Origin of the sequence: Streptomyces sp. DT2A-34, from assembly GCF_030499515.1 — a bacterium.
Lineage (GTDB): Bacteria > Actinomycetota > Actinomycetes > Streptomycetales > Streptomycetaceae > Streptomyces.
In genome coordinates this window covers 7,703,043-7,716,366 of sequence record NZ_JASTWJ010000001.1, presented here as the reverse complement: position 1 = coordinate 7,716,366, position 13,324 = coordinate 7,703,043, and the positions used below count along the sequence as shown (strand labels likewise).

General features: G+C 67.0%; 11 protein-coding genes, 1 tRNA gene and 1 pseudogene. 10 read left to right on the top strand and 3 right to left on the bottom strand.

The genetic code is table 11. The features are described from left to right. Positions 1-15 precede the first annotated feature (15 nt). The 7 genes from QQM39_RS34415 to QQM39_RS34385 all read left to right on the top strand — a co-directional run bounded on the left by QQM39_RS34415 (position 16) and on the right by QQM39_RS34385 (position 7,180). Positions 16-504, top strand: coding sequence for a hotdog fold thioesterase (locus QQM39_RS34415; protein WP_302001465.1), 489 nt, complete (start codon positions 16-18; stop codon positions 502-504). Between the two features lie 91 nt (positions 505-595). Continuing rightward, positions 596-1,006: a hypothetical protein gene (locus QQM39_RS34410; protein ID WP_302001464.1), complete on the top strand. Its 411-nt coding sequence runs from the start codon at positions 596-598 to the stop codon at positions 1,004-1,006. Positions 1,007-1,496: 490 nt separating this feature from the next. Next, positions 1,497-2,711, top strand: coding sequence for a branched-chain amino acid ABC transporter substrate-binding protein (locus QQM39_RS34405; RefSeq protein WP_302003831.1), 1,215 nt, complete (start codon positions 1,497-1,499; stop codon positions 2,709-2,711). A gap of 113 nt (positions 2,712-2,824) precedes the next feature. After that, positions 2,825-3,754 carry a branched-chain amino acid ABC transporter permease gene (locus tag QQM39_RS34400; protein WP_302001463.1) on the top strand — a complete coding sequence of 310 codons (930 nt, stop codon included), beginning with the start codon at positions 2,825-2,827 and terminating at the stop codon, positions 3,752-3,754. Positions 3,755-3,777: 23 nt separating this feature from the next. Continuing rightward, entirely contained in the window at positions 3,778-5,589 is a 1,812-nt protein-coding gene (locus tag QQM39_RS34395) for a branched-chain amino acid ABC transporter permease (RefSeq protein WP_302003830.1), read from the top strand. A 5-nt stretch (positions 5,590-5,594) separates the two neighbouring features. Beyond that, positions 5,595-6,467: an ABC transporter ATP-binding protein gene (locus QQM39_RS34390; RefSeq protein WP_302001462.1), complete on the top strand. Its 873-nt coding sequence runs from the start codon at positions 5,595-5,597 to the stop codon at positions 6,465-6,467. Beyond that, entirely contained in the window at positions 6,464-7,180 is a 717-nt protein-coding gene (locus QQM39_RS34385; protein ID WP_302001461.1) for an ABC transporter ATP-binding protein, read from the top strand. Before QQM39_RS34390 ends, QQM39_RS34385 begins: the two co-directional genes overlap by 4 nt. A gap of 82 nt (positions 7,181-7,262) precedes the next feature. Here QQM39_RS34385 and QQM39_RS34380 read toward each other — a convergent pair whose 3' ends face one another. After that, complete coding sequence (locus tag QQM39_RS34380; RefSeq protein ID WP_302001460.1) at positions 7,263-7,919, bottom strand: ANTAR domain-containing response regulator; 657 nt, start codon at positions 7,917-7,919, stop codon at positions 7,263-7,265. A gap of 96 nt (positions 7,920-8,015) precedes the next feature. Here QQM39_RS34380 and QQM39_RS34375 point away from each other — a divergent pair. Continuing rightward, a tRNA-Leu gene (locus tag QQM39_RS34375) sits at positions 8,016-8,099 on the top strand. An 80-nt stretch (positions 8,100-8,179) separates the two neighbouring features. Next, positions 8,180-8,968: pseudogene (locus QQM39_RS34370) on the top strand (helix-turn-helix domain-containing protein). Between the two features lie 49 nt (positions 8,969-9,017). On the opposite strand, the gene pyk reads toward QQM39_RS34370, so the two are convergent. Together pyk and QQM39_RS34360 are read right to left on the bottom strand one after the other, a co-directional pair. Continuing rightward, positions 9,018-10,454 carry a pyruvate kinase gene (gene pyk, locus QQM39_RS34365; protein ID WP_302001459.1) on the bottom strand — a complete coding sequence of 479 codons (1,437 nt, stop codon included), beginning with the start codon at positions 10,452-10,454 and terminating at the stop codon, positions 9,018-9,020. 189 nt (positions 10,455-10,643) lie between these two features. Then, a complete protein-coding gene (locus tag QQM39_RS34360; protein WP_302001458.1) occupies positions 10,644-11,360 on the bottom strand; it encodes an SIMPL domain-containing protein in 717 nt (238 codons plus the stop codon). Positions 11,361-11,498: 138 nt separating this feature from the next. Between QQM39_RS34360 and QQM39_RS34355 the strand changes: the two genes are divergently transcribed. Continuing rightward, a complete protein-coding gene (locus QQM39_RS34355) occupies positions 11,499-13,322 on the top strand; it encodes a bifunctional UDP-sugar hydrolase/5'-nucleotidase (protein ID WP_302001457.1) in 1,824 nt (607 codons plus the stop codon). Positions 13,323-13,324: the final 2 nt, after the last annotated feature.

The window sequence follows — 13,324 nt, the reverse complement described above, 5'->3', positions numbered from 1 at the left end:
AACGGAGCCGGACCCATGGGCGAGCAGCAGCACGTGACGTTCCCGCAGGAGGTCATCGACGAGTACGCCGCGCTCGGCGTCGACCTGCCGGCCCTGTTCTCCGCCGGGCACCTCGGGACGCGCATGGGCGTCGAGATCATGGAGGCGTCCGCCGAGCGGGTCGTCGGGACCATGCCGGTGGAGGGGAACACCCAGCCGTACGGGCTGCTGCACGGCGGCGCCTCCGCGGTGCTCGCCGAGACGCTCGGGTCGGTGGGGTCGATGCTGCACGCCGGCAGCTCCAAGATCGCGGTCGGCGTCGACCTCAACTGCACCCACCACCGCGGCGTCAGCTCCGGCCTCGTCACCGGCGTGGCCACACCCCTGCACCGGGGCCGCTCGACGGCGACGTACGAGATCGTGATCAGCGACGAGGCGGGCCGGCGGGTGTGCAGCGCGCGGCTGACCTGCATGCTGCGGGACGTGAACCCGGGCGACGGGGAGCACATCCGGGCGGCGAGCTGACGCCGGCGCCCCGACGACGGTGCCGTTACGGCCAACATCCTTGTTTTTCCCTGCCGTTGAACCCTGACGCCCGGCGGCATAACGTCGAGGCATGACGACGGGAGGAGCCCGCCGGCAGGGGGCGGCGCTCGCACTGGCGCTGCCGGCCGTCGGCCCGGCGGCCGGATGCGGCGGGCAGCCGGGCGCCCAGGGCGACGTGCCCGAGACCCGGGCGAGCGCCAACTCGCCCTCCCCCGCAGCGACTTCACCCGCGCAGCTGTGCACGCGGATCATCGGCTACTGGTCGCGCCGGGCACTGACCGGCGCGACCTACGGTGACCACCAGTCGATGGGCCTGTCCGACGGCCAGTACGAGATCCTCCGCAAGGTCGTGGACGCCGCCCGGGCGGAACGCGAGCGCGCGGGCGCACGAGCGGCGGACCGGCTGATCGACCGCCGGGCACAGGAGTCGTGCGAGGAGAGATACCGCAAAGGCGAGCCGACCGGAGGTCCGTGGGGCTGAGTCAGTCGCCTTTTCCTTTTCGTGCCCCGTACACGAAATAACGAGGAACGCCGAACCTATTTCCCGGCCGTAACTCTACGTAATACAGCCGCAATACAAGCCAACAGTTCCCCCGCGGTGAGCACCCCTCACACAAGACGACAGAAGCCCCCTGGTAGCCTCCAGCCACCACTTCGGTCATCACCAAAACATGTGAACACTAGTGAAGAAGCTACGCGCGGACGCTGCGAGTTCTCACTATGTGGACAGGGCGAATCGGCCGGAAATCCACTCTTCCCCCCACCGAGTACCGCTCTGTGTTACCCCGTGTCATAACAAGAGCGTCACAGCCTTGGTCAGAGACTCCTCCATGTTCCCTCCACCCGCTTAGAGTCACCGCCAGTCACCGAGCCACCGGATTCGAAGCCACTTCGGCCCAGCGCTCGACTCGGCGCGCTCCATGGGGAACCGCCGTGCCAGGGAAAGGACCTGATTCGTGCGTCAACGTTCGATCATCGCTATAACCGCCGCGCTCGCGGCGGGATCGCTGACACTCACGGCTTGTGGGTCGCGTGACGAGGGCGGCAACAGCAGCAACGGCGACAAGACCACCGTGGTGATCGGCCTCGACGCCCCGCTGACCGGCGACCTGTCCGCACTCGGCCTCGGCATGAAGAACTCCGCCGACCTCGCCGCCAAGACGGCCAACAAGCAGGAGTTCGTCAAGGGCGTCGAGTTCAAGATCGAGTCGCTCGACGACCAGGCACAGCCCTCCGTCGGCCAGCAGAACGCCCAGAAGTTCATCAGCAACAAGGACGTCCTCGGCGTCGTCGGCCCGCTGAACTCCAGCGTCTCGCAGCAGATGCAGAAGCCGTTCAGCGACGCCGGCCTGACCCAGGTCTCCCCGGCCAACACCGGTACGGAGCTGACCCAGGGCGACGGCTGGAAGACCGGCGACTCGGTCCGCCAGTTCAAGACGTTCTTCCGCACCGCCACCACGGACGAGATCCAGGGTGCCTTCGCCGCCGACTACCTGTACAACCAGGCGAAGATCAAGAAGGTCTACCTGATCGACGACCAGAAGACCTACGGCGCCGGCCTCGCCGCCTCCTTCAAGACGAACTTCACCAAGTTCGGCGGCAAGATCGTCGGCAGCGACCACATCAACCCCGACGACCGTGACTTCAACGCCGTGGTCGCCAAGATCAAGAAGACCGGCGCCGAGGCCCTCTACTACGGCGGCGAGTACCCGGCCGCGGCTCCGCTGAGCCAGCAGCTCAAGGACAGCGGCCAGAACATCCCGCTCATGGGCGGCGACGGCATCTACTCCGGTGAGTTCCCGAAGCTGAACAAGAAGGCCGAGGGCGACCTCGCCACCTCCGTGGGCGAGCCCGTCGAGAAGCTCGAATCCGCCAAGACGTTCATCAAGAACTACGAGGCCGCGGGCTACGAGGACGACTACGAGGCCTACGGCGGCCTCACCTACGACGCCACCTGGGCCATCATCGAGGCCGTCAAGCTGGCGGTCGAGGGCAACGACGGCGAGGTCCCGTCCGACGGCCGCAAGGCAGTCCTGGACGCCATGGCGAAGGTCAAGTTCGACGGCGTCACCGGCGCCATCTCCTTCGACGAGTTCGGTGACACCACGAACCACACGATGACCGCGTACAAGGTCGAGAAGAACGCATGGGCGCCGGAGTTCAGCGGCGAGCCCAAGCTGGGCTAGCAGAGGACGAGTAGAGAACACTCCCCCATCACACATTGATCCAGGCCGCGCGGGAGCACCCATCAGCGCTCCCGCGCGGCGCCATATCCGAACCACTCCACGGAGGCCCTGCGGTGAACGAACTGCCGCAACAGCTGGCCAATGGACTCATCCTCGGCGCGATGTACGGACTCATCGCGATCGGCTACACGATGGTCTACGGCATCGTCCAGCTCATCAACTTCGCCCACGGCGAGATATTCATGGTCGGGGGCTTCGGGGCCCTCACCGTCTGGTTGGTACTCCCCGAAGGCTTCGCCCTCGGCGCAGCGATCCCCCTCATGATCGTCGCCGGCGTCATCGTCTCCGTCGCCGTCGCCACCGCGGCGGAACGCTTCGCCTACCGGCCCCTGCGCACCGCGCCACGCCTGGCACCCCTCATCACCGCCATCGGCCTGTCCATCGTCCTCCAGCAGGCCGTGTGGATGTGGTACCCGGACGCGAAGAAGGACCAGCCCTTCCCGCAGTTCGAAGGCGGCCCCATCGACGTCCTCGGCGCCAACATCCAGCGCGGCGACCTCTTCGTACTCATAGCCGCCCCGCTGTGCATGTTCGCCCTCGGCCTCTTCGTCACCAAGACGCGCTCCGGCCGCGGCATGCAGGCCACCGCCCAGGACCCCGACACGGCCAAACTGATGGGCATCAACACCGACCGCATCATCGTCATGGCCTTCGCCATCGGTGCCGCGTTCGCCGCCATCGCCGCCGTCGCCTACGGCCTGAAAAACGGTCAGGTCGGCTTCCGCATGGGCTTCCTGATGGGCCTCAAGGCCTTCACCGCCGCCGTCCTCGGCGGCATCGGCAACATCTACGGCGCCATGCTCGGCGGTGTGGTCCTCGGCGTCGCCGAGTCCCTCGCCACCGGCTACATCGGCGACATCCCCGGCATGGACCTCTTCGGCGGCGGCGCCTGGAAGGACGTATGGGCGTTCGCCCTCCTCATCCTCGTCCTCCTGTTCAGGCCACAAGGCCTGCTCGGCGAACGCGTCGCGGATCGGGCGTGATACCCATGACCACCGAGACCCCCATGGACAAGACCACCGACACCACCAAGGTGTCCACCGCACCGGCCACCCCCATCATCCCGCTGCCGCACACCGCGGCACGCGCGCTGACCGTCGCCGGCTCCGCCCTCGCCCTCGCAGGCACCTTCCTCGCCTGGACCTGGACCGACGAATTCCCGGGCAACCTCACCGTCACCGGCTACCCCGGCGGCCTCCAGGTCCTCACCCTCGTCGGCTCCGTGCTCACCCTGCTGTTCGCCCTCTCCGGCTACGGCATCCGCGGCCTCGGCTGGCTCACCCCCGGCGGCACCAACAGCCCCGTCCTGCTCGCCGCCCTCGGCGTGTTCGGCACCACGGGCTACGCCATGGGCGCCATCAGCCAGGAACTCGGCGGCCTCGTCAACCTGGAGCCCGGCGCCTGGGTCTCCGGCATCGGCGCCCTCGTCGCCGTCATCGGCGCCCTCGGCCTCCCGGTCGACCAGCCCTACGACGCGGCGGACCCCACCCCCAACCTCTGGGGCCGGATACGCCACTCGCTCACCGCACCCGAGCCCAGCCGCGCCAAGGAACTGCCCTCCTGGGCGGAGATCCTGATCATCGCCGCGGGCTTCGGCGTCGGCCTGTACGTCTTCGCGTACGGCATCGGCACCGAGTACTCCGAGCTGTTCATCGGCTTCCTGATCATCACGGGCTTCGGCTTCACCGCCGTCACCCGCGCAGGCCTCCTCAAGCGGCTCTCGGCGCTCACCGCCAAGCACCGCAACGTCGCCATGGCAGCAGCCTTCGTCGCGGCGATCTGCTTCCCCTTCACCCAGACCAACGACCAGTTCGCCCTCATCGGCGCGAACATCCTGATCTTCGCCACGGTCGCCCTGGGCCTCAACGTCGTCGTCGGCCTCGCCGGCCTCCTCGACCTCGGATACGTCGCCTTCCTCGGCGTCGGCGCCTACGCCGCCGCCCTGGTCTCCGGCTCCCCGCAGTCGAGCATCGGCGTCGAATTCCCGTTCTGGGCGGCCGTCCTCACCGGCGCCGCCGCCTCGCTGATCTTCGGCGTGGTGATCGGCGCCCCCACCCTGCGACTGCGCGGCGACTACCTCGCCATCGTGACGCTCGGCTTCGGTGAGATCTTCCGCATCACCATGAACAACCTCAACGGCAACAGCGGACCGGACGTCACCAACGGCTCCAACGGCATCCCCAACATCCCCGACCTGGAGATCTTCGGGTTCAACCTCGGACTGCCGCACAACATCCTGGGCACCGAACTCACCCGCTCCGGCAACTACTACCTGCTGATGCTGCTGTGCACGGCCATCGTCGTCCTGGTCTTCCGCCGCTCCGCGGAATCCCGCATCGGCCGCGCCTGGGTCGCCATCCGCGAGGACGAGACCGCCGCCACCGCGATGGGCATCAACGGCTTCCGCCTCAAGCTCCTCGCCTTCGCACTCGGCGCCGCCCTCGCCGGCCTCGCCGGCACCGTCCAGGCCCACGTGTCCTACAGCGTCACCCCCGAGCAGTACCAGTTCGCCGGCTCCGTACCGCCGAACTCGGCCTTCCTGCTCGCCGCCGTCATCCTCGGCGGCATGGGCACCATCAGCGGCCCGCTCATCGGCGCCGCACTGCTCTACCTGATCCCCGCCAAGCTCCAGTTCATGGCGGAGTACCAGCTGCTCCTCTTCGGCGTCGCGCTGATGCTGCTGATGCGCTTCCGCCCCGAGGGCCTGGTCGCCGACCGCAGGAAGCAGCTCGAATTCCACGAGACCGGACAGCTCGACGTACCGGAGGACAAGTCGCTGCCCGAAGGCGCGACCGGCGTCGCCAAGGCAGGGGCGTGACCGCCATGACCACCACCACGACCGCACCCACCGCCACGACCGTGCTCGACGCCAGCGGTGTCACCATGCGCTTCGGCGGCCTCACCGCCGTACGCGACGTGAACCTCACCGTGAACACCGGCGAGATCGTCGGCCTCATCGGCCCCAACGGCGCCGGCAAGACGACCTTCTTCAACTGCCTCACCGGCCTGTACGTGCCGACCGAAGGCAAGGTCGCCTACAAAGGCACCGTCCTGCCGCCCAAGCCCCACCTGGTCACCCAGGCCGGCATCGCCCGCACCTTCCAGAACATCCGGCTCTTCGCCAACATGACCGTCCTGGAAAACGTGCTCGTCGGACGGCACACCCGCACCAAGGAAGGCCTCTGGTCCGCCCTCCTGCGCCTCCCCGGCTTCAAAAAGGCCGAGGAGGAGTCCCGGGCCCGGGCCATGGAACTCCTGGAGTTCACCGGCCTCGCCGCCAAGGCCGACCACCTCGCCCGCAACCTGCCCTACGGCGAACAGCGCAAGCTGGAAATCGCCCGCGCGCTGGCGAGCGAGCCGGGCCTGCTGCTCCTCGACGAGCCCACCGCCGGCATGAACCCGCAGGAAACCCGGGCCGCCGAAGAGCTCATCTTCGCCATCCGGGACCAGGGCATCGCCGTCCTCGTCATCGAACACGACATCCGGTTCATCATGAACCTCTGCGACCGGGTCGCCGTGCTCGTCCAGGGCGAGAAGATCGTCGAAGGCCCCGCCGAAGTCGTCCAGGCCGACGAACGCGTCATCGCCGCCTACCTCGGCACACCCTTCGAGGGCGAGCCGGGCAAGGAGGAAGCCGCCGAAGTCGAGGCTGCGGAGGCCCAGGCGCAGAGCACCACGGAAGGGGACGACAAGTGACCGCACTGCTCGAGGTCGAAGACCTCAGGGTCGCTTACGGCAAGATCGAGGCCGTCAAAGGCATCTCGTTCAAGGTGAACGCGGGCGAGGTCGTCACCCTCATCGGCACCAACGGCGCCGGCAAGACCACCACCCTGCGCACCCTGTCCGGGCTGCTCACGCCGGTGTCCGGCGACATCAAGTTCGACGGCAAATCGCTGAAGAAGATCCCCGCCCACAAGGTCGTCTCACTGGGACTCGCCCACTCCCCCGAGGGGCGCCACATCTTCCCCCGCATGACGATCGAGGACAACCTCCGCCTCGGCGCCTTCCTCCGCAACGACAAGGAAGGCATCGAGAAGGACATCCAACGCGCCTACGACCTCTTCCCCATCCTCGGGGAGCGCAGGAAGCAGGCCGCGGGCACCCTCTCCGGGGGCGAGCAGCAGATGCTCGCCATGGGGCGGGCACTGATGTCCCGACCGAAACTGCTCATGCTCGACGAGCCCTCCATGGGCCTCTCCCCGATCATGATGCAGAAGATCATGGCGACCATCCAGGAACTCAAGTCCCAGGGCACCACCATCCTGCTCATCGAGCAGAACGCCCAGGCCGCCCTCTCCCTGGCCGACCACGGCCACGTCATGGAGGTCGGCAAGATCGTCCTCTCCGGCACCGGGCAGGACCTGCTGCACGACGAGTCGGTGCGGAAGGCGTACCTGGGCGAGGACTGATTCGCCCACGTGGTTTCGTGCATACGGCGAGGCCCGCGTCCCCTGCTCAGGGGGCGCGGGCCTCTTCCGTGCGTACGGCGGCTCAGCCCTTGGCGGCCTTCTTCTCCTCGGCGTCCTGGATAACGGCCTCGGCGACCTGCTGCATCGACATCCGCCGATCCATGGACGTCTTCTGAATCCACCGGAACGCGGCCGGCTCCGTCAGCCCGTACTCCGTCTGCAGGATCGACTTCGCCCGATCCACCAGCTTTCGCGTCTCCAGGCGCAGAGTGAGGTCGGCGACCTCCTTCTCCAGCTCCTTCAGCTCGGTGAACCGCGACACGGCCATCTCGATCGCCGGCACGACGTCACTCTTGCTGAACGGCTTCACCAGGTACGCCATGGCACCGGCGTCCCGCGCCCGCTCGACCAGATCCCGCTGCGAGAACGCCGTCAGCATCAGAACCGGCGCGATGCTCTCCTCGGCGATCTTCTCGGCCGCCGAAATGCCGTCCAGCTTCGGCATCTTCACGTCAAGGATGACGAGATCGGGCTTGTGCTCACGGGCCAGCTCGACGGCCTGCTCACCGTCACCGGCCTCGCCGACGACGGTGTACCCCTCTTCTTCGAGCATCTCTTTGAGATCGAGCCGGATCAGCGCCTCGTCCTCGGCGATGACGACACGGGTCGTCAGCGGAGGCACGTGCGACTTGTCGTCGTCGGGCGCGTCTACGGGCTGGGGCGACTCGGGGGCGGTCACGGGGGCTCCTCGTTCAGGGGCAGGGGTGCTGCTCCCAAGAGCCTACCTAGCTGCGGCGCAGTAAGGTCACCCGGTACACTCCTCAGCAGCACTCAAGCCGGGTTGGCGCAACTGGTTGACGCGGAGGTCTCAAACACCTCTGTCCGAAAGGACGTGTGGGTTCGAATCCCATACCCGGCACTAGAAAGCGGATGTCCACGTTCTCGTGAACATCCGCTTTTTGCTGCGTACGGCCGCGATCACTCACCCAGAGTAGTCGCATGACCTTTCACAGCACTGAGGTTCGACAGAAGGCACTCACCCTGCTGCGCAACGGCGCAGCGAATGCGGAGGTGGCTCGCAAGCTCGACGTGCCCTTCGGCACCATCGGCTACTGGAAGCATATGGACCGGGCGAAGCGCGGCGAGTGCCCCGGACGACACAGTCCGCCATGCCCCCGTTGCGATGGGCGAGAGCTCGACGAGGCCGCCTACAGCTACCTGCTGGGCCTCTATCTCGGCGACGGCCACATCAGCCGCTACTCCGAGCACCGCGTCCCCAACCTCATGATCAGCTGCTCCGAATAGTGGCCTGGACTCATGGACGACTGCGACAAGGCCATGCGTGCTGTGTTCCCCGGCAATTCCGTCTGCCGCGTCCGCGAAGTCGGCTGCCGCAACGTGAAGGTCTACTCGAAACACCTTCACTGCCTGTTCCCCCAACACGGCCCCGGCAAGAAGCACGAGCGCACCATCGCCCTCGAACCCTGGCAGCAAGAAGTCGTCGACGCCCATCCCTGGGGGTTCATCCGCGGTCTCATCCACTCCGACGGCTGCCGCATCACCAATTGGACGACCCGCATGGTCGGCGGTGAGCGCAAGCGCTACGAATACCCGCGCTACTTCTTCACCAACGTCTCCGACGACATCCGCCGCCTCTATACCGACACCCTCGACAAGCTCGGTATCGACTGGGCCCACTGCACCCGCAACGGCAGCCCGTACAACATCTCCGTCGCCAAGAGGGCCTCCGTCGCCCTCCTCGACACCCACGTAGGCCCCAAGCACTGACCCCACCGCAAAGGGCCCCTCCTCAAGCCGAAGAGGGGCCCTCCGTCTGCTACTTGGGGCTGTCGTCCTCCCCGATGTGATGCACCCGCACCATGTTCGTCGAGCCCGACACCCCCGGAGGCGACCCCGCCGTGATGACGACCGTGTCGCCCTTCTTGCACCGGCCGTACTTCAGCAACAGCTCATCCACCTGGTCGACCATCGCGTCCGTCGACTCCACATGCGGCCCCAGGAACGTCTCCACACCCCACGTCAGATTCAACTGCGACCGCGTCGCCGGCTCCGGCGTGAACGCCAGTAGCGGAATCGGTGAGCGGTAGCGGGACAGGCGGCGGACGGTGTCGCCGGACTGGGTGAAGGCGACCAGGAACCGGGCGCCGAGGAAGTCGCCGATCTCGGCTGCCGCGCGGGCCACCGCGCCGGCCTGGGTGCGGGGCTTGTTGCGTTCGGTCAGGGGCGGGAGGCCCTTGGCGAGAATGTCCTCCTCGGCCGCCTCGACGATCTTCGCCATCGTGCGGACCGTTTCGATGGGGTACTTGCCGACGCTCGTCTCGCCGGACAGCATCACCGCGTCCGTGCCGTCGATGACCGCGTTGGCCACATCCGACGCTTCCGCGCGCGTCGGGCGGGAGTTGTCGATCATCGAGTCCAGCATCTGCGTCGCCACGATCACCGGCTTGGCGTTGCGCTTGGCCAGCTTGATGGCGCGCTTCTGGACGATGGGGACCTGTTCCAGCGGCATCTCCACGCCCAGGTCCCCGCGCGCGACCATGATGCCGTCGAAGGCGGCGACGATGTCGTCGATCGCCTCGACCGCCTGGGGCTTCTCCACCTTGGCGATGACGGGGAGGCGGCGGCCTTCCTCGTCCATGATGCGGTGGACGTCCTCGATGTCGCGGCCACTGCGCACGAACGACAGCGCGATGACGTCGAAGCCGGTGCGCAGCGCCCAGCGGAGGTCGGCCTCGTCCTTCTCCGACAACGCGGGAACCGAGACCGCGACGCCCGGCAGGTTCAGGCCTTTGTTGTCGGAGACCATGCCGCCTTCGACCACCGTGGTGTGGACGCGCGGTCCGTCGACGGACGTGACTTCCAGGCAGACCTTGCCGTCGTCGACGAGGATGCGCTCCCCCGGGGTGACGTCGTCGGCGAGGCCGGAGTAGGTGGTGCCGCACTGTTGGCGGTCGCCTTCGGCGCCCTCTTCGACGGTGATGGTGAAGGTGTCTCCGCGTTCAAGGAGTACGGGTCCTTCGGTGAAGCGGCCGAGGCGGATCTTCGGGCCTTGAAGGTCGGCGAGGATGCCGACGCTGCGGCCGGTCTCGTCGGAGGCCTTTCGTACGTGCTGGTAGCGCTCTTCGTGGTCGGCGTAGCTGCCGTGGCTGAGGTTGAATCGGGCGACGTCCATTCCGGCGTCGACCAGTGCCTTTATCTGGTCGTACGAGTCGGTGGCGGGGCCCAGTGTGCAGACGATTTTCGCTCGGCGCATGTTTCGACTCTATGACTTACCGGCGGGTAGTGAATTGGCCGCGTATGACTACTCAACAACCTTTGCGTGAAGGGCTATTGACAAGTGTTGAATTGTGCGGCGGGGTGCTCCGATGAGCGTTCGAAGCACCCCCGGTGGATGTCATGGCCGTTCATCCGCGACCGCAAGTGAATTCGAATTTCCGTGCATTCACAGCCGCGGGGGCGTCATCGTAAAGCGGGCGTTGACCTGGGCGTAGACGTGCTGGCGCTGGGGTTCGAGATCGAGGGGGGCGGCGGCGGTGTCTTCCGCGGCGCCGTAGGCCATGGAGCGCATGCGGCTGCCGGCGGCCTGTGGGTAGGGCGGCGGGGCGTTCTCCGCACCGATGTCGGCGAGTTCGACCAGCGCGGCCAGGGAGGTGCCGAGCGCTTCCGCGTACTCCCGCGCGCGCTGCACCGCTTCCCGTACCGCTTGCTGCCGTGCTTCCCGGTGGGCCGGTGAGTCGGGGCGCAGGGCCCAGTAGGGGCCGTCCACGCGGGTGAGGTCCAGGTCGGCCAGGCGTGGGGTGAGTTCGCCGAGGGCGGTGAAGTCGGTGAGTACGGCGGTGATGTGGACGCGGCCGTGGTAGGCGTGGACGCGTTCGCCGCGTCCCTTGTCCTTCAGTTCGGGGCTGATGGAGAAGGCGCCGGTCTCCAGTCGTTCGACTGCGTCGCCGTAGGTTTTGACGAGGTCGAGGACGGTGGTGTTGCGGCGGGTGAGGTCGTCCAGGGCGGCGCGGCGGTCTTTGCCGCGGGAGGCGACGGTGATGCCGATGCGGGCGATCTCGGGGTCGACCTCGAGGCGGGCTTCTCCGCGGACGGCGATGCGGGGGGCGTCGGGGGTGCCGTAGGGGACGGCGGGCTGAAGTTCGTCTGAGGGGGCGGTCATACGTCCCACTCTGTCATCGCTTGCTGGGTTACGAGTCCTGCGGGTCATCAGATCGAAACCCGTGGGGGCTGTTGCCGCCTGCCATGGCCAGGTCAGAATCTACGCGCGTTGTTGACCATTCCCTTGGGAGAAGCAGTCATGCCGTTGAACCGCCGGAAGTTCCTGAAGAAGTCCGCCGTGACCGGAGCGGGGGTGGCGGTGGCGGGTGCGGTGGCTGCCCCGGCGGCGCAGGCCGCGGAGACGGTGACGGGGTCGGGGTCGGCGAAGGGCTCTCGGCCGGTGAAGCGGTATTCGCTGACGGTGATGGGCACGACCGATCTGCACGGCAACATCTTCAACTGGGACTACTTCAAGGACGCGGAGTTTTCGGACGCCAAGGGCAACGCGAAGGGTCTGGCGCGTGTCTCGACGCTGGTGAGCCAGGTCCGTGAGGAGAAGGGCCGCCGCAACACGCTGCTCATCGACGCGGGCGACACGATCCAGGGCACGCCGCTGACGTACTACTACGCGAAGGTGGACCCGATCACCGCGAAGGGTGGTCCGGTCCATCCGATGGCGGCGGCGATGAACGCGATCGGGTATGACGCGGTGGCGCTGGGCAACCACGAGTTCAACTACGGCATCGAGACGCTGCGCAAGTTCGAGAAGCAGTGCGAATTTCCGCTGCTGGGTGCGAACGCGCTGGACGCGAAGACGTTGAAGCCCGCCTTCCCGCCGTACTTCATCAAGAAGTTCTGTGTGCCGGGTGCCCCGCCGGTGAAGGTCGCGGTGCTCGGTCTGACGAACCCGGGTATCGCGATCTGGGACAAGGCGTACGTCGAGGGCAAGATGGTGTTCCCGGGGCTGGAGGAGCAGGCCGCGAAGTGGGTGCCGAAGCTGCGTTCGATGGGTGCCGATGTGGTGGTCGTGTCGGCGCACTCCGGTTCGTCGGGGACGTCGTCGTACGGTGACCAGTTGCCGTACGTCGAGAACTCGTCGGCGCTGGTGGCGCAGCAGGTGCCGGGCATCGACGCGATTCTGGTCGGGCATGCGCACACGGAGATCGCGGAGCTGCTGGTCACGAACGAGAAGACGGGGAAGACGGTCGTGCTGTCGGAGCCGCTGTGTTACGCGCAGCGGCTGACCCTGTTCGACTTCGAGCTGGTCTTCTCCAAGGGCCGCTGGACGGTCGAGTCGGTGAAGGCGACGGTGCGTGACTCGAAGACGGTCGCCGACGACCCGAAGATCACCAAGCTGCTGAAGGACGACCACGACATCGTCGTGGAGTACGTCAACCAGGTGGTCGGAACAGCGACCGAGAAGCTGACGACGGTCGATGCCCGTTACAAGGATGCCCCGATCATCGACCTGATCACGAAGGTTCAGGAGGATGTGGCGAAGGCGGCGCTGGCGGGCACGGAGTACGCCTCGCTGCCGGTCATCTCCCAGGCGTCGCCGTTCTCCCGTACTTCGGAGATTCCGGCCGGTGAGGTGACGATCCGGGATCTGTCGAGTCTGTATGTGTACGACAACACGCTGGTCGCGAAGCTGATGACGGGTGCGCAGATCAAGGCGTATCTGGAGTATTCGGCGGAGTACTTCGTGCAGACGGCGGCGGACGCGGCGGTCGACGTGGAGAAGCTGACGAACGCGGGTGGCCGCCCGGACTACAACTACGACTACGTGTCGGGGCTGTCGTACGAGATCGACGTCGCCCAGGCGGCCGGTTCGCGGATCAAGAACCTGTCGTACAACGGTGCCGCGCTGGACGACGCCCAGCGGTTCGTGTTCGCGGTGAACAACTACCGGGCCAATGGCGGTGGTGCGTTCCCGCATGTGGCGTCGGCTCAGGAGTTGTGGTCGGAGTCGACGGAGATTCGCACGCGGATCGCGGAGTGGGTGACCGCGAAGGGTGTGCTGGACCCGAAGGACTTCGCGTCGGTGGGCTGGAAGTTGACGCGGAACGGTACGCCGGTGTTCTGAGC